We start from the raw sequence: 22,963 nt of genomic DNA, 5'->3' as shown, positions 1-22,963 counted from the left end.
TATATGCTAATCCGCTGTTTCTTCTTCCGGTTCTTCAACCGGCTCCTGATGGTCACAGGAAGTACATTGCAAACGCGTTCCCTGTTTGTTACGTTTCTCAATCATGAGAGAACCGCAACTTGGGCAAGGTTTGGCTGACGGTTTATCCCAAGATACAAAATCACACTCAGGATACTTGTCACAACCATAGAAAATGCGTCCTTTTTTACTGCGACGCTCCACAACATGCCCTTCCTTACATTTCGGACAAGTTACGCCGATATCCTTGATAATCGGTTTGGTATTCCGGCAATCCGGGAATCCGGAGCACGCAAGAAACTTGCCGAATCGGCCCAGTTTGTACACAAGCGGCTTGCCGCATTTTTCACAGATTTCATCCGAGACTTCATCTTCAATCTCAATTTCTTTCATTTCTTCTTCTGCGAACTCGAGCCGTTTTTCGAATGATTCGTAAAATTCAGCAAGTACTTTGACCCAGTCTTCCGAACCTTCTTCCACGTGGTCAAGATCACCTTCCATATTGGCTGTGAACTCTACATTCAGAATTTCGGGAAAAAACTCTTCCATCTGTTCGATGACCAGCTCTCCCAGCTCGGTCGGCATGAATTTTTTCTCTTCGATTGCAACATATCCACGCTTTTGAATGGTTTCCAGGGTTGGCGCATATGTACTTGGACGCCCTATGCCCAGCTCTTCCAGCGTACGAACGAGTCTCGCTTCCGTATAACGTGGCGGTGGTTGTGTGAAGTGCTGCTTCGGCTCTATCTCCTGTTTCTCCAGCAGATCCCCACTTTTCAATGGAGGCAGCAAACGATCTTCTTCAGTAGTACCATCGTCGTTTCCTTCCACATAAACCTTCATGAAGCCCTGAAAGCGGACTTTGGAGCCTGCTGCACGGAAAATAGTATCTCCGGCTGCGATATCCACAGAGAGTGTGTCCAGAATAGCGGAAGACATCTGGCTGGCCACGAAGCGCTCCCATACCAGTTTATATAGTCTGAATTGATCACGGCTCATAAAGGACTTGATGGAGTCAGGATCACGCAGAATGGATGTTGGACGAATAGCTTCGTGAGCATCCTGTGCATTTGCTGCTTTTTTGGAATAATTTCTTGGCGTCTCAGGCGCAAAAGCTTCCCCATACTTGCCGATAATGTATTCCTTGGCTTCTTCCTGGGCTGATGCCGCAATCCGGGTGGAGTCTGTACGCATATACGTAATGAGACCCACTGTGCCTTCTTTTCCGAGGTCTACACCTTCATAGAGCTGTTGAGCCACGGACATCGTTTTGGAAGCCCTGAAATTCAATTTCCGTGCAGCTTCCTGCTGCAAGGAACTTGTGGTAAACGGAGCGGAAGGGTTCCGGCTGCGTTCTTTCTCTTTCACTTCCTTGACGGTAAAATCCGCATTCTCAATCTGTTTTAAAATGGCTTGGACTTCAGCTTCGCTTCCCAGTTCGGTTTTTGCACCGTTCAACTGATGAAACTTGGCTTCAAACGGATTGCCATCTGCGGTGAGTTTCGCCGTAATGCTCCAGTACTCTTCTGGAACAAAGTCGTCTATTTCATTTTCACGATCCAAAATGATTTTGACAGCCACCGACTGAACGCGTCCTGCAGATAATCCTTTTTTGACTTTCTTCCATAATAGTGGACTAATTTTATATCCAACAAGCCGATCCAAAATACGTCTCGCCTGCTGCGCATTCACCAGATCCATATTGATCTTGCGCGGTGTTTTGAACGCATCTTTGACCGCCTGTTTCGTAATTTCATTAAAGACAACCCGGCAATCTTCCGTGTCATCCAGTTCAAGTGCATGAGCCAAATGCCATGCAATAGCCTCGCCTTCGCGATCCGGGTCAGCTGCGAGATACACTTTTTTCACTTTCTTTCGTGCATCCTTCAGTTCTTTCAAAATCGAACCTTTGCCGCGGATCGTAATATATTTCGGATTAAAATCATTTTCCACCTCAACGCCGATCTGACTTTTCGGCAAATCGCGCACATGTCCCATCGAAGCTTTCACGATGAACTTGCTGCCTAAATACTTGCCGATTGTCTTCGCCTTTGAGGGCGACTCCACGATTACGAGTGAATCCGCCATAGGTTCATCCTCCTCTCAGTCATGAAACTGCTTAAATCTTGTCATGCTTATCAGCAATTCAATAACTTCCGTTAATAATCTATTTTCACATGCCGCTTGGTCACAGCATTGTCATACCCTTGCATATTTTGTTCCAGGTAATTGGCTAATCTGCTTTTTTATGATTAAAGATAACAGAACTGAATGCAAATGTCCAAAATCCCAACCGAGCTGCTCTACGAGTTGATCCAAAGATCTTTCGTCCTGCTCTAGGATTGAGATGATCCGCTTCTCATCCGATGAGAGACTTACCTCAGGGAACAAACCCGGTTTGTGATCATCTCCGTTTTCAGGGGAACGTCCTCTATTGTAAGGAAGTTGTTCGGGATTTGGCAAGTCCATTCGATACTCTTCAAGCAGATCGTCTGCACAAGTGACCAATTTTGCCCCCTGACGAATGAGGTTATGAGCGCCACGACTCTTAGGAGATGTGATTGGACCAGGAACTGCAAAAACATCCCTGCCCGCCTCCAACGCTGCATCTGCAGTAATCAATGAACCACTGCGTATATCTGCTTCTACGACCAGTGTGCCAAGTGTCAAGCCCGCAATAATTCGATTACGTTCCGGAAATAATCCCTGATGAGCACGTGTCCCTGGTGGATATTCCGACAATAGCAGACCTGTTTCGGCAATCCGCTCAGCTAACACCTTATTCTCGGGTGGATAGATTCTATCAATACCTGTGCCAAAGACTGCAATCGTTCTACCACCTGCTCGGAGAGCTGCCTCATGACACACGCTATCAATTCCTCTGGCCAGTCCACTTACAATGGTTAACCCTGCACCGCAAAATTCTGCCGTCAGCTTTTCCCCTACTTTGCGCCCATAGACTGTAGGCATTCGGGTGCCTACCATCGCAATAGCCTTTGTATGCAGCAAATCCATGTCACCACGACCGTATATAACCCAGGGTGGCTGAACGGTTTCCTTCATTAATATGGGGTAATCTTCATCCAGATAGGTAATAACCTGAATTCCTTGTTTATAAACCAATTCCCGTCTTTGCTCAATCCAATCCATATGAAAACTTTTGGCGAGTCTGCTGGCTTGGTCTTTGCGCAAACCTGCTTGCAGCCAGTCTCCTTCTTCATAATTTAGGAGATCCGTAAGGATATGCTGCCCTGACATTAATTTCGAGATTGTTCTCTTCCCAACACCATCCATCTCATGCAAACCGAACAAAATCCAACTTTCTTCCATAATATAGACCTCCCGGTCGGGAAGAACACTTCCCTCATATTGTGTAGGTTGTGACCACAGAATGCAAGCGTTTACTTTGACAGGAGCTGTTCACCACCCTCATTTGGCAAGCAACACAACGCAAAAAAGCAACCCTTCGCCCTGATTAGGGACAAAAGGTTGCTTACCTTTTCCGTATCACAATAGTCGGTTATCAGAGTAAACAGCATCTCTGAACCGTTTCTACTATTATAACGGAAAAGAATTAATGTGTCGTGCACAAATTCAGAATACCGCGTTCTTCAAGCACGCTTACCAGTGTGGAACCCATCTCAGCTGGTGTAGGCGCAACTTTAATACCACAGGATTCAAGCTTTGCAATTTTTTCCTTGGCTGTGCCTTTACCTCCTGAGATAATGGCACCTGCATGACCCATCCGTTTGCCTGGAGGCGCTGTAACGCCCCCGATAAAGCCAACCACCGGTTTCGTCATATTGTCTCGTACCCACTCTGCAGCATCTTCCTCAGCTGTACCACCGATCTCACCAATCATAATGACCGCATGGGTCTGTGGATCTTCATTGAAACGTTTCAGGATATCAATGAATTCGGAGCCTTTTACAGGGTCTCCCCCGATTCCCACAGCTGAAGACTGCCCAATACCGCGCGTAGTCAATTGATGAACGGCTTCATACGTGAGCGTTCCACTACGGGAAACGACACCAACATGTCCCGCCATATGGATGTATCCAGGCATAATTCCGATTTTACATTCACCCGGTGTAATCACGCCAGGACAGTTTGGTCCAATCAGAACTGTTTTTTTGCCATCCATGAAACGGTCTACCTTGACCATGTCAAGGACAGGAATACCTTCTGTAATACAGATTACGAGATCAAGCTCGGCATCAACAGCTTCCATGATGGAATCTGCAGCAAACGCCGGTGGAACATAAATAACGCTCGCTGTTGCACCTGTTGCTTCCTTCGCTTCTTGTACCGTATTAAATACCGGAAGACTAACCACTTGGCCATTTTCCAGTGTGATATCAACATTGGTTCCGCCTTTACCTGGCGTCACACCGCCTACCATCTGGGTTCCGTAATCCAATGCGCCCTTCGTGTGGAACATTCCCGTTGAACCCGTAATGCCTTGCGTAATGACTTTTGTATTTTTATCAATCAAAATACTCACGTTGCTTCACATCCTTACGGTTATTTTTCAAGTTCCGGATCGTTCCGGAACTAAGGAAGCAATTTATATCATTCGATTCCATCGCTAGCGGGGACATGAATTAGACGGACTGAAGCATTCCGATCCAATTCATGAAGATTGCGAACCGCTCTTTGGATTGATATAAATGGCCCAGGAATGAACTTATTTTACGAGGGCAACAATTTTTTGTGCACCGTCAGCCATGGAATCAGCAGGAACAATATTCAGGCCGGATTCACCCAAAATCTGTTTGCCAAGCTCCACATTCGTTCCTTCAAGACGAACAACCAGCGGTTTCGTGAGACCAAGCTGCTTCGCCGCTTCAACGACACCGTTCGCAATGACATCACAGCGCATAATGCCGCCGAAAATGTTAACGAAGATACCCGCCACTTTGGCATCAGACAGAATGATTTTAAATGCCTCTGTCACTTTCTCCGTTGTTGCACCGCCCCCAACATCAAGGAAGTTGGCCGGGTCACCACCGTAGTATTTGATGATATCCATCGTAGCCATCGCAAGTCCCGCACCGTTAACCATACAGCCGATGTTGCCATCAAGTGCTATGTAGCTGAGGTCGTATTTGGAAGCCTCGATTTCTTTTTCGTCTTCTTCATCCAGGTCGCGCAGCTCCAGAATGTCCTTGTGACGGAACAAGGCGTTGGAATCAAAGTTCAATTTAGCATCCAGCGCGATAACGTTTCCATCTCCAGTTACAACAAGAGGATTAATCTCGGCGATGGAGCAATCTTTTTCAACAAAGGCAGTGTACAATGCAAGCATAAATTTAACTGCTTTGTTCACCAGCTCGTTCGGAATGCGAATGCTGTAAGCCAATTTACGCGCTTGGAATACTTGCAATCCAATTGCAGGGTCGATAACTTCTTTGAAAATTTTCTCAGGAGTAGCTTCAGCCACTTCCTCGATCTCGGTACCGCCTTCTTCGGAAGCCATCATAACAACTCGGCCCGTTGCACGGTCAACCACAACACCCACGTAATACTCTTTGCGGATATCGCAGCCTTCTTCGATCAAAAGACGCTTCACTTCTTTGCCTTCCGGTCCAGTTTGGTGTGTTACCAATACTTTCCCCAGAATTTCGGAAGCATAAGCACGAACTTCCTCTGCGCTCTTCGCTACTTTTACGCCACCGGCTTTTCCCCGGCCACCTGCGTGAATTTGCGCTTTGACTACAGTCACCGGACTGCCCAGTGCCTCTGCGGCCGCAACCGCTTCATCGACTGTATAAGCAACCTTCCCATTAGGAACGGCAACTCCATACTGTTTCAGTACTTCTTTTCCTTGATATTCATGGATATTCATTCTCGAATCCTCCTATCAACATGACTGCAACAAGGCGGGTTGGTTGACTACCAAAAGACAATTGTTGACTATTTTCACTTAAACCCAATTCATTGTAACACGTTTTTAAAACGCTTTCCTTAAAAAAGTAATGATTAATAGACAGCTTTTTGATATGGATATCATCCCATATTGTGAATGCTTGGATATAACTGGAAAAACCCCGGACTAATATGTCCGAGGTTACTTCCTTTCACTGTGCCTTAGTTTATTTTTTAGCTGCTTTGGTATTCGTTTCATGAACCTTCTGAAGAAGCCCCTTAAACTGACCAAGCAAAGATTCAAACTCAGAACTGCTCAGACAAGCATCTCCCTGAATGGAATTCGGAATGGATAGCGCCTTGTTGCGCAGCTCCTTGCCCGAATCGGTAAGCGTGATAAGCACTTTACGCTCATCCTGTGCTGAACGTTCACGATGAATGAGTCCGGCTGACTGCAGACGTTTCAACAGAGGAGTCAATGTACCCGAATCCAAATACAGTGCCTCTCCGATTTCTTTTACCGTGCATTCCTCTCGCTCCCACAAGACCATTAAGACCAAATACTGCGAGTAGGTTACGCCCAGTACTTCAAGATACGGCTGGTACATCTTCGTGATTTCACGTGAACAAGCATATATGGCAAAGCATAATTGGTTATCCAACTTCAAAGCATCCGTTTGCATAATATTGATCTCACCTGCCTAATGTGCATTGAATTCCTAATGACAGCAATGATTATAGCGCATATTAGAAACTCTCTATATATCTTATCACAAATTAGAAAAAAAACAGAATAATTGAGCACAAGGAATTTTACTTTTCTATTTTATTGTGTTAAATTAAATTGTGTAAAATATTATGCAATTAATTGAAATTTCAATAATACATCCAATCCAAACTATGAATTTCTAATCCTTTTACGAAGGGAATGCCAAAAATTCAGGAGTCAGGGTTCGAAATGCAGCAATGATGAAGACAGGTTGACGCCCTGATTTCTTTTATATACAATGCTTAATAGAAGCTGAGGAAGCACCTTAATTCGTAGACTGGCCCGTATTATTCGAGCCAAAAACGGAGTGAGGTGTTTCTTTAATTATGTACGGAAAATTGTATAGTGCCTGTTTATATGGGATTGACGGGGTATTAATTGAAGTGGAAACCGATTTGTCCAACGGACTGCCCCAGACTTCCATTATTGGCTTGCCGGATTCGGCTATTCGTGAAGCGGTAGAGCGTGTTCGTGCAGCCGTCAAAAATTGTGGTTATCAGTACCCTTTGCAGCGGATTACGATTAATTTGGCCCCTGCTGATCTGCGTAAAGAAGGATCTTCTTTCGATCTAGCCATTGCCGTGGCATTGCTAATGACAAGCGGGCAGCTCGTACTGCCACCTCAGGAGCGAACACTCATGTTAGGTGAACTCGCGTTGGACGGCTCGGTCAGATCAGTACCGGGTGTACTCGCCATGGTGGATTTGGCCAAACGTCAGGGCTTTACCTCTGTCCTTCTCCCGGCTGACAATCTGGCAGAAGCTTCTTTGATCAGCGGTATAAACGTATACGGAGTTCGTCATCTGCAAGACATCACACCAGACACGACTGATTTCAAAACCAAAGAAGGCGGCCTGTCTACAGCGGGGCCCGTTGTTTTGGGTAGCTTTGCTCATCTCATCAAACCTGGATATGAACAAAGTTCTTCCACCAACAGTCATGCGAGGACTCAGAAACCTGTGTCATTCACGGAAGACTATAGCGACGTTCTCGGCCAACACCATGTGAAGCGTGCACTGATGATTGCCGCAGCCGGGATGCATAATATTCTGCTTGTGGGCCCACCCGGGACAGGGAAAACAATGCTGATCAAACGTCTGCCCACCATTCTTCCTCCGCTGTCGGAGGAAGAAGCGCTGGAAGTAACCAAAGTGTTAAGTGCTGCAGGAAAACTGAAAGAAACCTCAAGCGGTTTGGTCACAGAACGTCCCTTTCGTTCCCCCCATCACACGATATCCACTTCCGGCCTGATCGGCGGCAGTGGTATTCCCAAACCCGGTGAAGTCAGCCTGGCACATCGCGGCATTCTTTTCCTTGATGAACTTCCCGAGTTCCATCGTCAAGTGCTTGAAGTATTGCGGCAACCGCTGGAGGATCATACTGTCACGATAAGCCGGGCAAGGGCTGCTTTCACGTTTCCGGCCCAGTTTATGCTCGCATGCTCCATGAATCCCTGCCCCTGCGGGTACTTGTCCGCTCAATCAGAGGATCAGCGCTGTATATGCAGCCCTTCACGCGTTGCTGCTTATCGGGCAAAAATCTCGGGACCTTTGCTGGATCGGATAGATCTTCAGGTCGAGGTTCCTCCACCTGGCGAATGGCGTAACGCGGCACCTTCCCCTACTTCAGCCGAGATGCAAGCCAAGGTTGTTCATGCTCACCACATTCAGGCCAAACGATACGCTAACAGCTCAGTCCGTTGGAATAGTCAGTTATCCGGAAGATTGCTGCGTCGTACCGCCCGCCTTCCCGCGGAAGCCGATCATTTGCTCCAGCACACCCTACAGGCACTTAACTTGAGCATGCGTGCTCATGATCGGATTATCAAAATGGCACAAACGATTGCAGATTTGGACCATGATGGTGAAATTTTGACTTCCCATGTAGCTGAGGCGATTCAGTATCGGCAGCTGGATCTGAATCTGTTTTGAATGAACATTTAATACATGAGCATTTTGCATAAATCCAATAATCGACTTCCAACCTTCAATATATAGATCAAAATGGTCCTATTGGTCTATATATTTTACCCCGGAGCGAGTGGAATCGAATGATGCAAAATGCTGACATACATGACAATGAACAATTACGTCGAAGATACAAGATACTCATTTGAAAAAAACCGTCCAAGTATGCTCCTTCATTGGAAAGAGTCTTGAACGGTTTTTTCATAAAATTATGGACAGGAATCCGTCTTAATTAGTCAAAAAGGGTCAATTTGTCTTTGGCTGGCGTGCGTTCTTTTGCAGAAGGAATGACGTCCGGATAGCCCATGTACACCATGCCGATGATCTTTTCACCCGCTTGAATACCCAGTGGTTTGCGGAATTTCGGGGCGTACAGGAACGGTTTGGTTACCCAGAAGGTACCAATGTCTTCGCTCCATGCAGCCAGCATAAAATTCTGTACGAGCGCGCTGACTGCCGCAAAATCTTCGTCCCATATATTTTGTCTTGGATCTTCTTCCAAAACCACAAGCATGATCGATGGAACTTGCATGATATTGGCTGAGAATTTGTTGTCTTCGCCCATTTCTGCTTCAATCGCATCAGCAAGCTTCTTCCGTCCATCTCCGGTAAACAATAAAAATCTCCATGGCTCACGCAATTTATGGTTAGGTGCCCAGACTGCGGTATCCAACAACTCAATAATTTGTTCTGTTGGAACAGCATCTTTTTTGAATTTCTTGACGGTGCGCCGGTTTTGAATGGCACTTCTGACTTCATTGATCGTATTGGTTTTTGTCGATTTGGTCACGAACTTACCTCCCTATTGATATTTCTCCATGTAGCAAATCGAATTGCTAACTTAACGGATTTTTATGATAAACAAAAATGCAATAAGCTTGGTTACATCCTTGATTATACAACGAACTGTTCGTCAGATTCAAAGAAGGCCAATTCAATCAGGTTTGGCTGCTTGGGATAATAATAAAAGGTGTCTCTAAAATATATTTGAATCCACTAGGGATACATCTATTTCAGAAACACCATGGTCAAACTATTTAATTTCAATAAATTAAAACGCATTTACAATATGATCCATCGTTACGATCCGACCTGTTGTATCCAGCATCACTGCAATCATATCAAACCGAATTTGAAGTTCCTTCTCTCTGGATTGTTGAAGGTATATAGCTGCCGTTGAACGAACCTGCTGCATTTTACGGACATCCACTGATTCCTGTGGTGTGCCATAATGTCCCGCTCCACTGCGGCTGCGCACTTCTACAAAGACAAGCAATTCGCCATATGAAGCAATAATATCAATCTCTCCACGGCGACAACGCCAGTTTTGTTCGATAATTCGATAATCATGCTCACGCAGCCATCTGCAGGCTGCTTCTTCACCCAGCTTACCTTTTTGCTGACGCGTAAGTTTTGGGGATAGATGTCCCCCAGGTCCAGGTCCTGGCAAGTGGCTCACCATGTATCCTCTCCCTCTCGTCCGGAAGCCAGCCGATCCGCGCGATAAATATAGGTCAATACTTCAGCTACCAGCTGATACAGTTCGGCCGGAATCTGCTCGTCCAGATCCAGTTTGGACAAGACTTCCACTAATGCAGCATCTTCCTGAACAGGGACCCCGTTTTCCTTTGCTTTATCCAGGATCGCTTCCGCAACTTTGCCGCGACCTTTGGCCACGACGACTGGAGCTTCGCTTTCTCCCGGTACGTATTTTAAGGCAACAGCCTTTTTGGAAAGAAGATCTGGCTGCGGCTCATCTTTCATACTCGCATATCCACCCCTTTGTACCGATCAGGGCTGAAATCAGACGCACTGATTTTCCGCTCAGCGCCCGGCTCCTGGCCAACAGGCCAAGGCTCCGTTTTGAAGGTCAATAATTGGTATCCCAGCTTATCCAGCGCCTCCTGGATAACTTCCCGTCCACTATCCAAAAGCGGACCCATGCCTTCCCGATCGTTGAGCACCCGCAGGCTAACAATATTGTTGACGACATGCACATCTACCAGTGTAGGACCCAGACTCCTCATGTCCAGATCGAACCACAAACGGCAGTTGGATGCATCCAGTTCCCCGCGCTGACCCCGACGAGATTGTATCTGAACAGAAGCCGTTTCTTCCCCATTGGGTCCAGTAATCGGAATGAACCAGTGCATTTGGGCAAAAGTTGAGCCCCGGTCCGTTGTCAGCAACAACTGCTGACCCGTCAGATACTGCACAGCCTGCCCGGCGGCTTCCTTGAGGGCCGCCGGGGCGCTGTCGCTGCTGGCAAGCTGCAGCAGCAAGCCCTTCAGCGAGTCCGCGGTGCCTGGACTCGCCGCCTCACCCACGCGCGCCTGCGCAGCCGCGCCGTGCACGGCCTGCTGCTCGTGCTCCGCACCGAGCAGCTTCAGCACGCGCCCCACCCACGGGTCCCCTTCGTGGGTGACAGGTGCGTGCAATGCGGCAGCGCCCGCAGGTGCTGCCGCACTTCCCCCAGCCGGCGGCGCATCAGCGCCGGCTGGCAAGGGCTGCGGCACGCCTCCGGCAGCCGCAGCCGCCTGGCCGCCCTGCGATGCAGGGGCGGCCTGTGCTGCCGCACCAGGCTGTACCGGTGCGGCAGTGGACGCGCTGCGCAGCGCGTCCAGCAGGGCCAGCAGCTTCGGCGCCAGCTGTGCTGCCGTTGGTGCTGCTGGCCCTGTTTGCGCCGCTGCGGGCGAGGCACCCGCAGCAGCAGGCGCTTCAGCGCGGCCATCAGTTCGCCCGGCCGCGCCACCTTCTTGCTGGCCCACAAGCCCTCGGCCAGCTCCAGGATCAACCGTTGCCCCTAGTGTACCGGGGCGACCCGCTTCAGCAGCGCGCGGGCTCTCTCCAGGAATCCCGGTCCCGGCCTGAATGCCTGACCCTGACTTTCCAGCCGTTTCCGCTTGGCTGGACCCCGGCTTTATTCCCGCTTCGGCATTCTCTGTCCCCGGGCTGGTCGGTACCGCGCTTCGCATACCTGCGCCTGCCTCCGCTGTACCGCTGTTCGACAATGGAACAGCTCCTGCGGGTACTGCTGGTGAACCTTGGGTCAATGGCGCAGACAGGCCGGGGGTTCCCGCTTGACGTCCCCCAGTTGGCAACATTGCCGCATCATCCATCTGCTGCCCTCCAGCTGACATAACAGGCAGACCACCCGACACAGGTAACTTCGGTGCACCTGCCTGCTCTCCCGCCAGAGCTGTTTTGCCCGCATTTTGAGTAAGGTACGTTTCCAACTGCTCAGTTAACCCATTCAACAGCTGATGGAGAGGGGGACCAAAGACGGTCTGATGCAGACCTTTTACCGTCTCCGCCGTGATTGGAAGACCACGCTGAAAAGCAATACCTGTCGCCTGCACCCATTCCTCCACAGGCACCTGCATTGGTTTGGCGGACATCATATTTTGAACCATGGCCACATTGTCCTTCGTTAGCGGCAATCCACTCCGCTGCATGGCGAGCAGTAGTTCGCGATTCCCCTTGGTATCCGGCAGGCCTACCTCTTGAAGCAGATTGTTCAACGAGGCTTGCGGCAATTCAGACAGCGTACCTGCCAGCGGCTTCATGACTGTCACGCCATTCTCTCCAGGTGGCTGTACCTGCAGCAGCGTGGTTTCCCCTGGACGAAGTGGTGTTTCAAGCTTGGCACGTACCTGTACCCCCTGAATTTGCAGGACTGCGTCTCCACCATCCTCCGAAACACTAACGACAGATCCCCGTACAACCTGTCCTTCCTTTAATTCCAGCGGCTTGGCATTTCCAGGTTTGCTGTCACCCAAAAGACCACGAATCATTGAGCCGATATTCACCATTCTCTCCCTCCTTTCTTTCCGTCTTGGTTAAAATAATGTGTGCTGCTCACCGAGCAGATTACCCAAAAAACTCCGCCGGTGCATAGGCGTAGCTCCCAGAGCCATAATCTGTTCGCGATGAAACTTAGTAGCATATCCCTTATGTATCGACAGACCATATTCCGGATATAACGTCTCCCATTCCTCCTTACACAGCCGATCGCGGGTTACCTTGGCAATTATGGATGCTGCCGCAATGGACTGGCTGTTGGCATCCCCTTTGATAATGGAGACCTGCGGTACGTTCACGTCCACTTTTTCGGCATCGACCAACAGATAGTCCGGCACACCGTCCAACGCCTCCACTGCACGTTTCATTGCCAGTCGGGTGGCCTGTTTGATATTGAGACGATCAATCGTTTCTGCATCCGCAAAGCCAATACCTACTGACACAGCTTTTTCCATAATGATGTCATATAACACATCACGCTTCTTCTCTGTCAGCTTTTTGGAATCATTCACACCTTCCAGAATCAGATCGCGAGGCAATATAACAGCAGCAGCCACTACATCACCGAATAAACAGCCCCTGCCCACTTCATCAATGCCTGCAATTCGCTCAAACCCACTCTCCCAATACTCACGCTCATGAATTAGCAGATCACGAGGTTCACTCTCTGCTTTTTTCTTCTTCGATTCGGCAGGAGTATCCTGTTGTATCAGTTCGTTCATTACATTCATTTCATTATGTTCAGTCAATGCTTTCATCTCCTCTGCCCACACTCATTCAAGACGTTTCTCTATTTAGCCATCTATAGTACTTCAATTCAGCATGAAGCCACTTTCACCAAAGAGCATTCTTAACAAACGACTGTTACTGTTGTACATTGGAGCATCTAGGAAACAAGGCAAACCCTTTTATGGCAAACTCATAAATTTTGTTCACTTTGCACCCTACAAAACTCAGCCCTCTAGTTTATAGACGCAGTTCTTGCCCTTTTGTTTTAGGAATCTGCTTAAATCAAAGTAAATAGATTAGTAGCTTCATATGCATATAATAATAAGATACTGGTATCTTAATTTATCGGTATTTGAAGATTTAAATTGTAGATATTCTGCTATAGACCGGACAAATGGCTTAACTATCATCATAGCATGATTTTCTTTCCTCAGATATACAGACAGGACAATCCCATACATTCCTATCTGTTGAACCTTTCTTTGCCCGCTGCTACGACTACGAGTCTTAAAAAAGCTTACTATCTTTGCTGTGAACAAAACAAAAGCGGCCGTTCCCGGTTATCCGGTAACGGCCGCTTCTTGCAGCTCTTATTCATCATATGAAATCAGCTCTAATATGGAGCTTCCATGGAGAAACGCCCCATCTTGCCAGCACGCAATTCACGCAGAAAAGCTCGTGATGCCTTTTCCAAATCCACACGTCCGCCGCTTACAATACAACCCCGTTTACGACCAACCTGTTCCATGATGGCAATAACGCTGTCCGAATCGTCTGCATCCTTGGAGAATTCCTGAAGTTCGTAACGTTCCTCAAGAGCATCCCAGTAGTAGCGCATCAGGTAACTGATGGCAAAGAAGGCGATATCCTCGGCATTGAGAATCTCTTCCTTGATGGCTCCTGTAACCGCAAGCCGATAACCTACGTTCTGATCCTCAAATTTAGGCCACAAAATACCCGGAGTATCAAGCAGTTCCATTTCTTTGCCGACTTTAATCCATTGTTGACCCTTCGTTACGCCAGGGCGGTCTCCTGTTGCGGCGATGTTGCGTCCAGCAAGCCGGTTAATCAATGTCGATTTCCCTACGTTGGGAATACCTACAATGAGTGCACGAACCGCACGCGGGTTAATCCCCTTCGCCAGTTGACGGTCGATCTTCTCTTTGAGCAGCAACCGGGCCTGCGCTGGAATGTCTTTTACATTGGTACCTGTGGATGCATCCACAGGAAATGCAGTAATACCCTCATTTTTAAAATGGGCAATCCATTCCTGAGTCACCTTGGCATCAGCCAAGTCAGATTTGTTTAACAGAATCATCCGGGGTTTCCCCTGTAAAATCTCGTCAATCATCGGATTTCGGCTGGAGACAGGCAGACGGGCATCCAGCAGTTCGATGACCACGTCAATCAGCTTTAACTTATCCTGAATCTGGCGTCTGGCCCGGGTCATGTGACCTGGAAACCATTGTATCGTCACCTTGTCTTCACCTCATTATTTAATGATATATAAGCTAAACCTACGATTCCACTCCTCACGTTCATTGGCAAAACATTTTCCGGTCAGTGATATCCCCATCCTTATTTTGCCCTCTCTGTTATCGAGTAAACAATATATTTAGCTTATACATCCTGAACTTGATTAGTGGTTAATCCACTTGATATCACCGATCGGCCAGAAAATAACATCTGCACGTCCTACGATATCTTCCAGAGACACATACCCAATCATTCGGCTATCCGTACTGTTTGGACGATTATCGCCCATTACAAACACATGGCCTTCTGGTACCTTGCCATCCGGGAATTGCTCATTAGGGAAGTCCTTCACATTATAGGTTCCACCATTCGCTTCGGCTGCATCAATTGCTCCCTGAATGTAAGTCTCATTCACTTTCTCTCCGTTTACCATAACCGTATCGCCACTCACCTGAACGGTATCACCCGCTACGGCAATGACACGTTTAATGAAATCACGTCCTTCCGAAGGGACATGGAATACGATAACCTCTCCACGCTGGGGTTCTCGGATATCGTACAGGATTTCATTCACAATGACACGTTCACCTGTATGAAAATTCGGCTGCATGGAAGGCCCGTCCACGACAAACGGTTTGAATAATAACCATCGAATTAAAATAACGAGCACTAATGCGATCACGATCGCTTTGAGCCATTCGACAATCTCATTTTTGGCCTTTTTGGATCGACTGCCTTTCTCTTCGGCAGATTTGTCCTGGTGTTGAACTTCCTGTTCCATTATTGATCTTCCTCTCTTCACGGTACATGTTATAGCAGTTTACACATCCAGCATTTCACATCATTCAATTCATTAAATCATGCAAAATTCTCAAATCAGTTATGTACTCCTACACGAGCAATTCGTTTCATTACAAATCATCCATAATTCGTATGCCCTTCTATAACTGATTACACAAGCCTCCCGGACTCTCACGCGTGTGCCGCCATACCATTTTACTCGGAAGTGTACCTCCGGTTCAACTTTTCCCGGACAAAAACGAAAAGGGCTTGTCTCCAAGCCCTCTCCGGTATCCGTTATATTAACGAATTTCTTTAATTCTCGCTGCTTTACCGCGCAGTTCACGAAGATAATAAAGCTTCGCACGACGCACTTTACCACGGCGAGCCACTTCGATTCTATCGATTTTAGGGGAATGAAGCGGGAAAGCTCTTTCCACACCTACACCGTAAGAAATTTTACGAACTGTAAAAGTCTCACTGATTCCACCACCACGGCGTTTAATCACAACACCTTCGAACAATTGGATACGCTCACGAGTTCCCTCGATTACCTTAACGTGCACTTTCAAAGTGTCACCAGGACGAAAACTCGGAATATCTTTACGAAGTTGTTCTTGTGTAATCGCTTGAACGATATTCATCTATGACTCCCTCCTTCCGTACAGGCGTTCATACTTCTTCCAGAGATCACCTTGTCTCCTTCATTATCCATAGAGGACCGCCGTATTCCACATAACAGAATTATTGTACCATGCCATATATCAAAACACAAGGAGAAATAAACTTATTGTCATAGTGTCATCTTCAATCTGAAGTCAACCACATTACGGAAAAAATAATGTAACTTTCTGTCAGGTCTGTTCGTCTATGATATAACTTGTTGGCATACTGAAGAATGCCTTCCTAGTATTTCCCTAAGAAACGAATTTGTATAAGGAGAAACAAACGAACGATGAAATATTGGAAAAGATTCACCCTTGCGGCCCTCGCCGTGATCACTTGCATCATTACGCTGTACGCATACGCTGTTAATCATCCGACAAATGCACTCTCACACAAAGCATGCACATCCTGGGACATGGTCAAACGCAAAGCGTTCCAGATGTCGCACGCGGATTACTCGAGCAAAACCGGACTGAATATGGCTAGTTTTCAGATTACTCCTGGTACGGCTACAGAAGTTCCTGTACTCATGTATCATTACATACAGCCCAAAGTGAATAATCATGAAACAGGGAACAAATCCATTATTAATCTTGAGGACTTCGAAGACAATATGAAGTATTTGCATGATGAAGGATACAAGACGATTACATTGGAGCAGCTTGAAAACTATCTGAATGGCCTAATCTCGCTGCCGAAAAAGTCTATCGTCATTACATTTGATGACGGTTACCAGAACAATTATACACTTGCCTATCCTGTGCTCAAAAAGTATAACTTCCACGCTTCCCTTTTTGTCATTGGCAGCAAAATTCAGGATCAGCCCGCTGATTTTGATCCCGCCAAAAAAACGTTTATCTCCGAACCGGAGATGCAGGCTGCAGCAGACGTATTTGAGTTTAACAGTCACACCTACAACTTGCATCACAAAGGGTTTATGCGCTGCGGTGAGAGCGTGCCTGTAGGACTTGACACAAGCCTGCTGAACGACGATATCAAGCTGATGAGAGAAAAGGGAATCGACACACCGTATCTGGCATATCCTTTCGGTTATACCAGTACACAGATGATTTATCAACTTCAGCAGAATGGATATCGCATGGCCTTTTCGGTACGTCCCGGGTTTGTTCGTCCGGGCGATAATCCGATGAAGCTCCCAAGACTAACGGTTACGACAGGAACCGATTTGGCAAAACTGCTTAATCCCGAAGCGGATCACTCGGATGCTCTCCCTGTAGTCGATATCAGTCAATAGAAATGTAGATTTACACTTCCCCGCCAGGATAAAGAGTCGAGCTGTACAGTCGTTTGGACTGTGGCTTGGCTCTTTGTTGTATCACTGTTTTTAGCTCTGTGAAAGAGCTCGAATAAATGACAGCTTCATTCGCGTCGTAAATGATGATCTGCTCCTTACCGGTTTGACACAAATCCGCATGTACGGCATATCCTTCTTTTTCGAATTCAGCAACCGTTTGCATCTGACCATTTATCAAAGAAGGCAGCACACCTCCGCCCCTGCGGTAAGCCAATATATAATCCAGACCGCTGTCATCCCAGCCACGCACAGGTTCGATGATGGTTAACCATCCAAGTGTGGTACGATTTTCCTTCCACAGTTCCTTTCCCTCGCAATCAAGCAAAAACATGCCGTCTTTTCCATGCTCATCACCGCGGATAATGCGGTCAAGTCCAGCAATCTGCAAACCGGTTAATCCGTCGCAAAACTTTCCTAAAGCGATATGTTGTGATTCGATCGAATCGGCGTAACGCCATCTCTCATTGCCATAACGATCCATCATTACCGTTACACTGCCGCCAATAACAATCTCATTCTCTCCGTCACCGTCCACATCCCCAAACCAGATGCAATCGGCATGATCCTCCAGATTCGTACAAGACCACAGCAAGGTTCCATCGTGGTCCAGCATGTCGTACCCTGCCATAACCTCATCCTTGCCATCTGCGTCGATGTCGTATACCCATGGAAAATGTCCAACATTGCCTTCATGCTTCCATAAAAGATTGAATTCGTGATCTAGTGCCCATAAGGTTTTATAACGATCTTTAAGAATGACATCCATCTTCTGTTTATTTCCGGTCAAGTTCGCAAGAATAATACAGTCATGTGCCTCATCGCTCGGCAAATCGTGTGTACATTTAACTTCTCCGGTTCTCCCATCCAAAACTAGAAATTGTTTATTCATGATACAGACGACTTCATTGTGCCCGTCTTCATCCCAATCTGCGATTTGAGCAGGATAATCTGACCCAGGACCACCAGCATCCGGATCAGGTGTTCCCACTTGCCAGATCAACTCTCCATCCAGGTCAAATGCGGTCAGGCAGCATACCTGATGCGGAACATAACGGTCATCAATACCACCATCGGCTTGTACCAGCAGCATTTCTAAACGACCATCTCCATTCAAATCTCCCAAAAGCATTTTGCAGCGTTCCCCTGATTTGCGAATATCCACTCTACCGATCTCGTAAGGCTGATGATGCATAATCTTCCTCCTCCGTTTTATCGTGATACATATCTCTATCTTAATGTAACATAAAGATATCATTCATTTTTTACGACTCTTGTTCAGTAGTTATGAAAAAATAAACATCCGGACTATTTATGCAGCACACTCTTTAGAGATCATGATTTAAACCATTCCATAAATTCAAGTCGATTACCAAAAGGATCATTTACATAAAAACGGTATACCCCTTCATCGTCCCTCACATGGTCATCAATGACTCGAATTTGATTGTCTTTTAGGCGTTGTTTTAATGCTTCTAGGTCTTGAACGTGAAATGCCGGATGGGCCTTTGTAGCGGGCACAAAATCATGTTGAACCCCGATATGTACTTGGTGAGTGCCGCACTGGAACCAAACTCCACCGCGCTTTTTTAGAATTTCAGGTTTTGGGATTTCCGTCCACCCTAAAATGTTTTGGAAGAAATTACGTGCTTCAACTTCGCAATTCTCCGGTGCTGCTAGTTGAATATGATCAATTCCATAAAAGGTGTAAGACATTTAATACCGCCTCCCTGTTTCATTTAGTAAAACTTAGTTTCACAAAATGATTGTACACTGGTTTGGTTTTCCGATCCACCTTTTTACATTTATTATTATAGAACTCCATTTAAAATAGACACTTACGTTGTGACAATCTCTACATCCCAGTATTCATAAAAAAAAAAAGACCAACCTTTGTCTACTTAAGGATGGTCTTTCTCACTTGTGATCCAGCTATATGATTGCGCACAATATCCTAAATACTCACGCTTACTCGGAATTACGTTTGGTCTCAAAACGAAGCTTGTCTAGCCATATCCGCTCTTTATCCGTCAATTCCGCGGCCTCCAGCATATCCGGTCTGCGCTCCAGCGTACGAATGAGGGATTGCTCTCTGCGCCACGCATCGATATTCAGATGATGTCCTGATAACAGCACATCGGGTACTTTCATGCCTCTGAATTCAGGTGGCCTTGTATAATGCGGATATTCAAGCAGCCCGGTGCTGAACGAATCCGTCACTGCACTCGTTTCGTTTCCGAGGACACCTGGGATCAGACGAACTACACTGTCAATGGCAACCATGGCAGGCAGTTCACCGCCAGTTAACACGTAATCCCCAATGGATAACTCGTCGGTTACCAGAAACTCGCGAATACGCTCATCATAGCCTTCATAATGTCCACAGATAAAGATCAGATGATCTTCCTGTACCAGTTCTTCCGCTTTTTTCTGCGTAAACGTCTCACCCTGCGGACACATTAGAATGATGCGTGGAGCTTTGGTCGGTACCGTTGTCGTCTCTTCGTTTCGCTTTTCAAGTACGTCTTCCACAGCAGCAAAAATCGGATCAGGCTTTAATACCATGCCCCCGCCGCCGCCATACGGAGTATCATCAACGGTATTGTGTTTATTCGTGGCAAAGTTCCGGAAGTTCACTGCATTCAGTGACACAAGGCCCTTCGTCTGAGCTTTACCAAGAATACTTGTCCCGAATACACCATCGAACATCTCTGGAAATAACGTTAATACGTCCACTCTCATGTTAGAGCAATCCTTCCATCAGATGAACCTTGACCAGTTTCTGATTAACATCGACATCTAGCACAACATCATCAATAACCGGAAGCAGAATTTCTTTGCCAGCAGGTGTTTTAACCACCCAAACGTCGTTTGCGCCAGGCGTCAAGATTTCGGAGATCGTCCCCAGGTCTTCGCCTTCTTCTGTAATGACAGAACAGCCAACGATTTGGTGGAAGTAATACTCGTTCTCTTCCAGCTCAGCCAAATTCTCTTTGGATACTTTGGCTATGCCGCCCTTAAACTTTTCCACTTCATTGATATTTCCGTACTCTTTCAACCTAACGATGTACATATTTTTATGCAATCGTGCCGATTCCACATGAACCAGCACAGGATGGTTATCTGCTGTAAACAGATACAACTCCGCATTTTTCGCAAAACGTACTTCCGGGAAATCGGTTAAAGGCATAATTCTCAACTCGCCACGGATCCCGTGCGTATTGACGATTTTACCTACATTCATAAACTCTGCCATACGTTCCTCCTGCATTTGATTCTATAGAATTCAATCCTTTATTACACTGCACACCTACGCAGTCAGAACAATCTTCCGATCACTGTTACCCCCAGATTTCTTTGATCCCTTATCAAAGGACAGAAATCCGCAGGTAAAGGTGAGTTAATGCTTACGAAGTAGCTTACTTCCAGAAAGCTTTTAGCTACGTTTCTTCAGATTTGTTCTGCTCTCTCCGTTATCGTGTAATACTAAAATCAATTTATATAATGGGTTTATTGATAAGTTCAGCATGCACGAAAAGGGGCTAGGACATGCATCCTAACCCCCTTTCGTATATCTTTAAGATATGATATCGACGGTAACCCGTTTATCCATCTTAACTGCTGCTGATGTGACGACCGTACGAAGAGATTTTGCGATTCGCCCTTGTTTACCAATAACCTTCCCGACATCGTCAGGATGAACAGTTAACTCGTAAACGACAAGCCGGTCTTTCTCAACCGTCCGAACCGCCACATCTTCCGGATGATCGACCAAAGCCTTAGCAATTATGCTTACTAATTCTTCCATAGATGACCCTCCGAATCAGCACCTTATTTTGCTTGTTTGGACTCGTGGAACTTCTTCATCACGCCCGCTTTGCTCAGCAAGTTGCGGACAGTGTCAGATGCTTGCGCACCGTTTTGAAGCCATTGCAATGCTTTATCTTCATCGATCTTAACAACAGCCGGTTGTTCAACCGGGTTGTAGTAACCGATCTCCTCGATAAAACGACCGTCACGTGGGGAACGGGAATCCGATACCACTACGCGGTAGAAAGGAGCTTTGTGAGCACCCATACGTTTCAGACGAATACGAACTGCCATTTGAAAATTCACCTCCTTCAATGAAATCTGTATATTCATTAGCAAGCCTTGAAATCAACGGAAAGGAAACTTCATTCCTTTGCCCAGACCTTTCAGCTGCTTCATTGCCTTGTTCTTGCCGCCTTTAGGTCCCATCATATCCGAGAACTGCTTCATCATGCGGCGCATTTCATCAAACTGTTTGATTAGGCGGTTAACCTCAGCAAGGGACGTACCGCTACCTGTAGCAATCCGTTTCCGGCGGCTATGGTTGATCATGTCCGGGTTGCGTTTCTCCTCTGTAGTCATGGAGTACACAATTGCTTCGATCCGCCCCATTTGCTTGTCATCCACTTTCAGGTCCTTGGCTTGCTTCATCTTGCCCATGCCGGGAATCATATCCATAATTTGATCAATGGGTCCCAGCTTCTTCACCTGATCCATTTGCTCCAGGAAATCCTCGAACGTAAACTCTGCGTTCCGCATTTTACGTTCCATTTCCTTGGCCTTTTCGGTATCAATGTTGGATTGGGCTTTCTCAATCAGGGAAAGCATATCCCCCATGCCAAGAATCCGTGAAGCCATCCGTTCCGGATGGAAAGGCTCAAGAGCATCCAATTTCTCACCGAGTGACGCAAACTTGATTGGGCAACCGGTAACTGCTTTTACTGAAAGTGCAGCACCACCACGTGTATCCCCATCGAGTTTAGTCAAAACGACCCCGGTCAAGTCAAGCTGCTGGTTAAAGTGTTCCGCCACATTAACGGCATCCTGACCGGTCATGCTGTCGACTACAAGCAGGACTTCATCCGGATTCACTACGCTGTGAATCTGGCGTAATTCTTCCATCAGTTCCTCATCTACATGCAAACGTCCCGCGGTATCGATAATGACATAGTCATTGCCGTTATCCTTGGCGTGCTGCAGACCCTGACGTGCGATCTCCACAGGGCTTGTCTGATCTCCCAATGTAAATACTGGTGCCTTGATCTGCTCACCCAGCACTTGCAATTGCTTGATCGCTGCCGGACGATAAATATCTCCCGCGACCAGCAATGGTCGGCTGTTTTGCTTCTGCAGCATTTTGGCCAATTTACCGGATGTCGTCGTTTTACCAGCACCCTGCAAACCAACCATCATCAACACCGTAGGCGGTTTGTTCGCTTTGGCCAGTTTCGACTGGCTTCCGCCCATCAAATCCGTCAGTTCCTTGTTTACGATGTCGATAATAACCATGCCTGGCGTGAAGCTTTCCATTACCTCTTTGCCGACAGCTTTCTCTTTCACCTTGGCGATGAATTCCTTGACCACTTTGAAGTTTACATCCGCTTCGAGCAATGCCAGACGTACCTCGCGCATAGCTTCGGCAACATCTTCATCCGATACCTTGCCTTTGCCGCGCAGCTTGCTGAACACATTCTGCAATCGGGTCGTTAATCCTTCAAATGCCATGATCCCACCTCCTTAAGCTGTAATACTGTTTTTAGAACCGAT

The 22,963-nt window shown here is 46.9% G+C and carries 22 protein-coding genes; 2 read left to right on the top strand and 20 right to left on the bottom strand.

Annotated features, from left to right (window positions below; translation table 11 throughout):
- Window positions 1-6: 6 nt before the first annotated feature.
- The 5 genes from topA to AAIH57_RS00810 form a co-directional block, all read right to left on the bottom strand.
- Window positions 7-2,106 carry a type I DNA topoisomerase gene (topA, locus tag AAIH57_RS00830; protein WP_413033967.1) on the bottom strand — a complete coding sequence of 700 codons (2,100 nt, stop codon included), beginning with the start codon at window positions 2,104-2,106 and terminating at the stop codon, window positions 7-9.
- 111 nt (window positions 2,107-2,217) lie between these two features.
- Window positions 2,218-3,348 (bottom strand): DNA-processing protein DprA, encoded by a 1,131-nt coding sequence (dprA, locus tag AAIH57_RS00825; RefSeq protein WP_430020252.1) that lies wholly within the window; start codon window positions 3,346-3,348, stop codon window positions 2,218-2,220.
- Between the two features lie 244 nt (window positions 3,349-3,592).
- Window positions 3,593-4,522, bottom strand: a complete 930-nt coding sequence (gene sucD / locus AAIH57_RS00820) for a succinate--CoA ligase subunit alpha (protein ID WP_175396079.1) — start codon at window positions 4,520-4,522, stop codon at window positions 3,593-3,595.
- Between the two features lie 183 nt (window positions 4,523-4,705).
- Window positions 4,706-5,866, bottom strand: coding sequence for an ADP-forming succinate--CoA ligase subunit beta (sucC, locus tag AAIH57_RS00815; protein WP_175396080.1), 1,161 nt, complete (start codon window positions 5,864-5,866; stop codon window positions 4,706-4,708).
- A gap of 247 nt (window positions 5,867-6,113) precedes the next feature.
- Window positions 6,114-6,569 carry a MarR family winged helix-turn-helix transcriptional regulator gene (locus tag AAIH57_RS00810; RefSeq protein ID WP_175396081.1) on the bottom strand — a complete coding sequence of 152 codons (456 nt, stop codon included), beginning with the start codon at window positions 6,567-6,569 and terminating at the stop codon, window positions 6,114-6,116.
- Between the two features lie 412 nt (window positions 6,570-6,981).
- On the opposite strand from AAIH57_RS00810, the gene AAIH57_RS00805 reads away from it, so the two are divergent.
- Window positions 6,982-8,586, top strand: a complete 1,605-nt coding sequence (locus tag AAIH57_RS00805; RefSeq protein WP_430020251.1) for a YifB family Mg chelatase-like AAA ATPase — start codon at window positions 6,982-6,984, stop codon at window positions 8,584-8,586.
- A gap of 268 nt (window positions 8,587-8,854) precedes the next feature.
- On the opposite strand, the gene AAIH57_RS00800 is transcribed toward AAIH57_RS00805, so the two are convergent.
- The 8 genes from AAIH57_RS00800 to rplS all read right to left on the bottom strand — a co-directional run bounded on the left by AAIH57_RS00800 (window position 8,855) and on the right by rplS (window position 16,052).
- Window positions 8,855-9,412 carry a nitroreductase family protein gene (locus AAIH57_RS00800; protein ID WP_175396083.1) on the bottom strand — a complete coding sequence of 186 codons (558 nt, stop codon included), beginning with the start codon at window positions 9,410-9,412 and terminating at the stop codon, window positions 8,855-8,857.
- Window positions 9,413-9,673: 261 nt separating this feature from the next.
- Window positions 9,674-10,084 (bottom strand): YraN family protein, encoded by a 411-nt coding sequence (locus tag AAIH57_RS00795; protein ID WP_430020250.1) that lies wholly within the window; start codon window positions 10,082-10,084, stop codon window positions 9,674-9,676.
- Entirely contained in the window at window positions 10,078-10,386 is a 309-nt protein-coding gene (locus AAIH57_RS00790; protein ID WP_110822623.1) for an EscU/YscU/HrcU family type III secretion system export apparatus switch protein, read from the bottom strand. The genes AAIH57_RS00795 and AAIH57_RS00790 overlap by 7 nt, the downstream gene beginning before the upstream one ends.
- Entirely contained in the window at window positions 10,383-12,434 is a 2,052-nt protein-coding gene (locus AAIH57_RS00785; RefSeq protein WP_430020249.1) for a DNA ligase, read from the bottom strand. The genes AAIH57_RS00790 and AAIH57_RS00785 overlap by 4 nt, the downstream gene beginning before the upstream one ends.
- Before the next feature lie 27 nt (window positions 12,435-12,461).
- Window positions 12,462-13,172 carry a ribonuclease HII gene (locus AAIH57_RS00780; RefSeq protein ID WP_430020248.1) on the bottom strand — a complete coding sequence of 237 codons (711 nt, stop codon included), beginning with the start codon at window positions 13,170-13,172 and terminating at the stop codon, window positions 12,462-12,464.
- Window positions 13,173-13,765: 593 nt separating this feature from the next.
- Window positions 13,766-14,629 (bottom strand): ribosome biogenesis GTPase YlqF, encoded by an 864-nt coding sequence (gene ylqF, locus AAIH57_RS00775; RefSeq protein WP_095287850.1) that lies wholly within the window; start codon window positions 14,627-14,629, stop codon window positions 13,766-13,768.
- Window positions 14,630-14,791: 162 nt separating this feature from the next.
- Window positions 14,792-15,409, bottom strand: a complete 618-nt coding sequence (lepB, locus tag AAIH57_RS00770; protein WP_175396085.1) for a signal peptidase I — start codon at window positions 15,407-15,409, stop codon at window positions 14,792-14,794.
- A 301-nt stretch (window positions 15,410-15,710) separates the two neighbouring features.
- Entirely contained in the window at window positions 15,711-16,052 is a 342-nt protein-coding gene (rplS, locus tag AAIH57_RS00765; RefSeq protein ID WP_024630190.1) for a 50S ribosomal protein L19, read from the bottom strand.
- Between the two features lie 311 nt (window positions 16,053-16,363).
- Here rplS and AAIH57_RS00760 point away from each other — a divergent pair, with 311 nt between their 5' ends.
- The gene (locus tag AAIH57_RS00760; protein ID WP_430020247.1) at window positions 16,364-17,329 is read left to right on the top strand and encodes a polysaccharide deacetylase family protein; all 966 of its coding nucleotides are present in this window, start codon (window positions 16,364-16,366) and stop codon (window positions 17,327-17,329) included.
- Between the two features lie 10 nt (window positions 17,330-17,339).
- On the opposite strand, the gene AAIH57_RS00755 is transcribed toward AAIH57_RS00760, so the two are convergent.
- From AAIH57_RS00755 to ffh, 7 genes are all read right to left on the bottom strand, one after another.
- Window positions 17,340-18,581, bottom strand: coding sequence for a hypothetical protein (locus AAIH57_RS00755; RefSeq protein WP_430020246.1), 1,242 nt, complete (start codon window positions 18,579-18,581; stop codon window positions 17,340-17,342).
- A gap of 140 nt (window positions 18,582-18,721) precedes the next feature.
- Window positions 18,722-19,102: a VOC family protein gene (locus AAIH57_RS00750; RefSeq protein WP_430020245.1), complete on the bottom strand. Its 381-nt coding sequence runs from the start codon at window positions 19,100-19,102 to the stop codon at window positions 18,722-18,724.
- Between the two features lie 252 nt (window positions 19,103-19,354).
- Window positions 19,355-20,128, bottom strand: a complete 774-nt coding sequence (gene trmD, locus AAIH57_RS00745; RefSeq protein WP_430020244.1) for a tRNA (guanosine(37)-N1)-methyltransferase TrmD — start codon at window positions 20,126-20,128, stop codon at window positions 19,355-19,357.
- 1 nt (window position 20,129) lies between these two features.
- A complete protein-coding gene (rimM, locus tag AAIH57_RS00740; RefSeq protein WP_430020243.1) occupies window positions 20,130-20,642 on the bottom strand; it encodes a ribosome maturation factor RimM in 513 nt (170 codons plus the stop codon).
- A gap of 321 nt (window positions 20,643-20,963) precedes the next feature.
- The gene (locus AAIH57_RS00735; RefSeq protein WP_024630185.1) at window positions 20,964-21,194 is read right to left on the bottom strand and encodes a KH domain-containing protein; all 231 of its coding nucleotides are present in this window, start codon (window positions 21,192-21,194) and stop codon (window positions 20,964-20,966) included.
- Between the two features lie 23 nt (window positions 21,195-21,217).
- Window positions 21,218-21,490: a 30S ribosomal protein S16 gene (gene rpsP / locus AAIH57_RS00730; protein WP_175396091.1), complete on the bottom strand. Its 273-nt coding sequence runs from the start codon at window positions 21,488-21,490 to the stop codon at window positions 21,218-21,220.
- Window positions 21,491-21,544: 54 nt separating this feature from the next.
- Window positions 21,545-22,921, bottom strand: coding sequence for a signal recognition particle protein (gene ffh / locus AAIH57_RS00725; protein WP_024630183.1), 1,377 nt, complete (start codon window positions 22,919-22,921; stop codon window positions 21,545-21,547).
- Between the last annotated feature and the right edge of the window lie 42 nt (window positions 22,922-22,963).

This window comes from Paenibacillus sp. MABNR03, from assembly GCF_050455445.1.
Lineage (GTDB): Bacteria > Bacillota > Bacilli > Paenibacillales > Paenibacillaceae > Paenibacillus > Paenibacillus xylanilyticus.
Note: the sequence above shows the minus strand (reverse complement) of the source record. Positions and strands in the feature narration are given on the sequence as shown.

Bases quoted from the DNA above. Each gene is read 5' to 3' on its own strand.
- topA (WP_413033967.1), bottom strand. From the start codon at position 2,106: ATGGCGGATTCACTCGTAATCGTGGAGTCGCCCTCAAAGGCGAAGACA.
- dprA (WP_430020252.1), bottom strand. From the start codon at position 3,348: ATGGAAGAAAGTTGGATTTTGTTCGGTTTGCATGAGATGGATGGTGTT.
- sucC (WP_175396080.1), bottom strand. From the start codon at position 5,866: ATGAATATCCATGAATATCAAGGAAAAGAAGTACTGAAACAGTATGGA.
- AAIH57_RS00810 (WP_175396081.1), bottom strand. From the start codon at position 6,569: ATGCAAACGGATGCTTTGAAGTTGGATAACCAATTATGCTTTGCCATA.
- AAIH57_RS00805 (WP_430020251.1), top strand. From the start codon at position 6,982: ATGTACGGAAAATTGTATAGTGCCTGTTTATATGGGATTGACGGGGTA.
- AAIH57_RS00795 (WP_430020250.1), bottom strand. From the start codon at position 10,084: ATGGTGAGCCACTTGCCAGGACCTGGACCTGGGGGACATCTATCCCCA.
- AAIH57_RS00790 (WP_110822623.1), bottom strand. From the start codon at position 10,386: ATGAAAGATGAGCCGCAGCCAGATCTTCTTTCCAAAAAGGCTGTTGCC.
- AAIH57_RS00785 (WP_430020249.1), bottom strand. From the start codon at position 12,434: ATGGTGAATATCGGCTCAATGATTCGTGGTCTTTTGGGTGACAGCAAA.
- lepB (WP_175396085.1), bottom strand. From the start codon at position 15,409: ATGGAACAGGAAGTTCAACACCAGGACAAATCTGCCGAAGAGAAAGGC.
- rplS (WP_024630190.1), bottom strand. From the start codon at position 16,052: ATGAATATCGTTCAAGCGATTACACAAGAACAACTTCGTAAAGATATT.
- AAIH57_RS00760 (WP_430020247.1), top strand. From the start codon at position 16,364: ATGAAATATTGGAAAAGATTCACCCTTGCGGCCCTCGCCGTGATCACT.
- AAIH57_RS00755 (WP_430020246.1), bottom strand. From the start codon at position 18,581: ATGCATCATCAGCCTTACGAGATCGGTAGAGTGGATATTCGCAAATCA.
- AAIH57_RS00750 (WP_430020245.1), bottom strand. From the start codon at position 19,102: ATGTCTTACACCTTTTATGGAATTGATCATATTCAACTAGCAGCACCG.
- trmD (WP_430020244.1), bottom strand. From the start codon at position 20,128: ATGAGAGTGGACGTATTAACGTTATTTCCAGAGATGTTCGATGGTGTA.
- rimM (WP_430020243.1), bottom strand. From the start codon at position 20,642: ATGGCAGAGTTTATGAATGTAGGTAAAATCGTCAATACGCACGGGATC.
- AAIH57_RS00735 (WP_024630185.1), bottom strand. From the start codon at position 21,194: ATGGAAGAATTAGTAAGCATAATTGCTAAGGCTTTGGTCGATCATCCG.
- rpsP (WP_175396091.1), bottom strand. From the start codon at position 21,490: ATGGCAGTTCGTATTCGTCTGAAACGTATGGGTGCTCACAAAGCTCCT.
- ffh (WP_024630183.1), bottom strand. From the start codon at position 22,921: ATGGCATTTGAAGGATTAACGACCCGATTGCAGAATGTGTTCAGCAAG.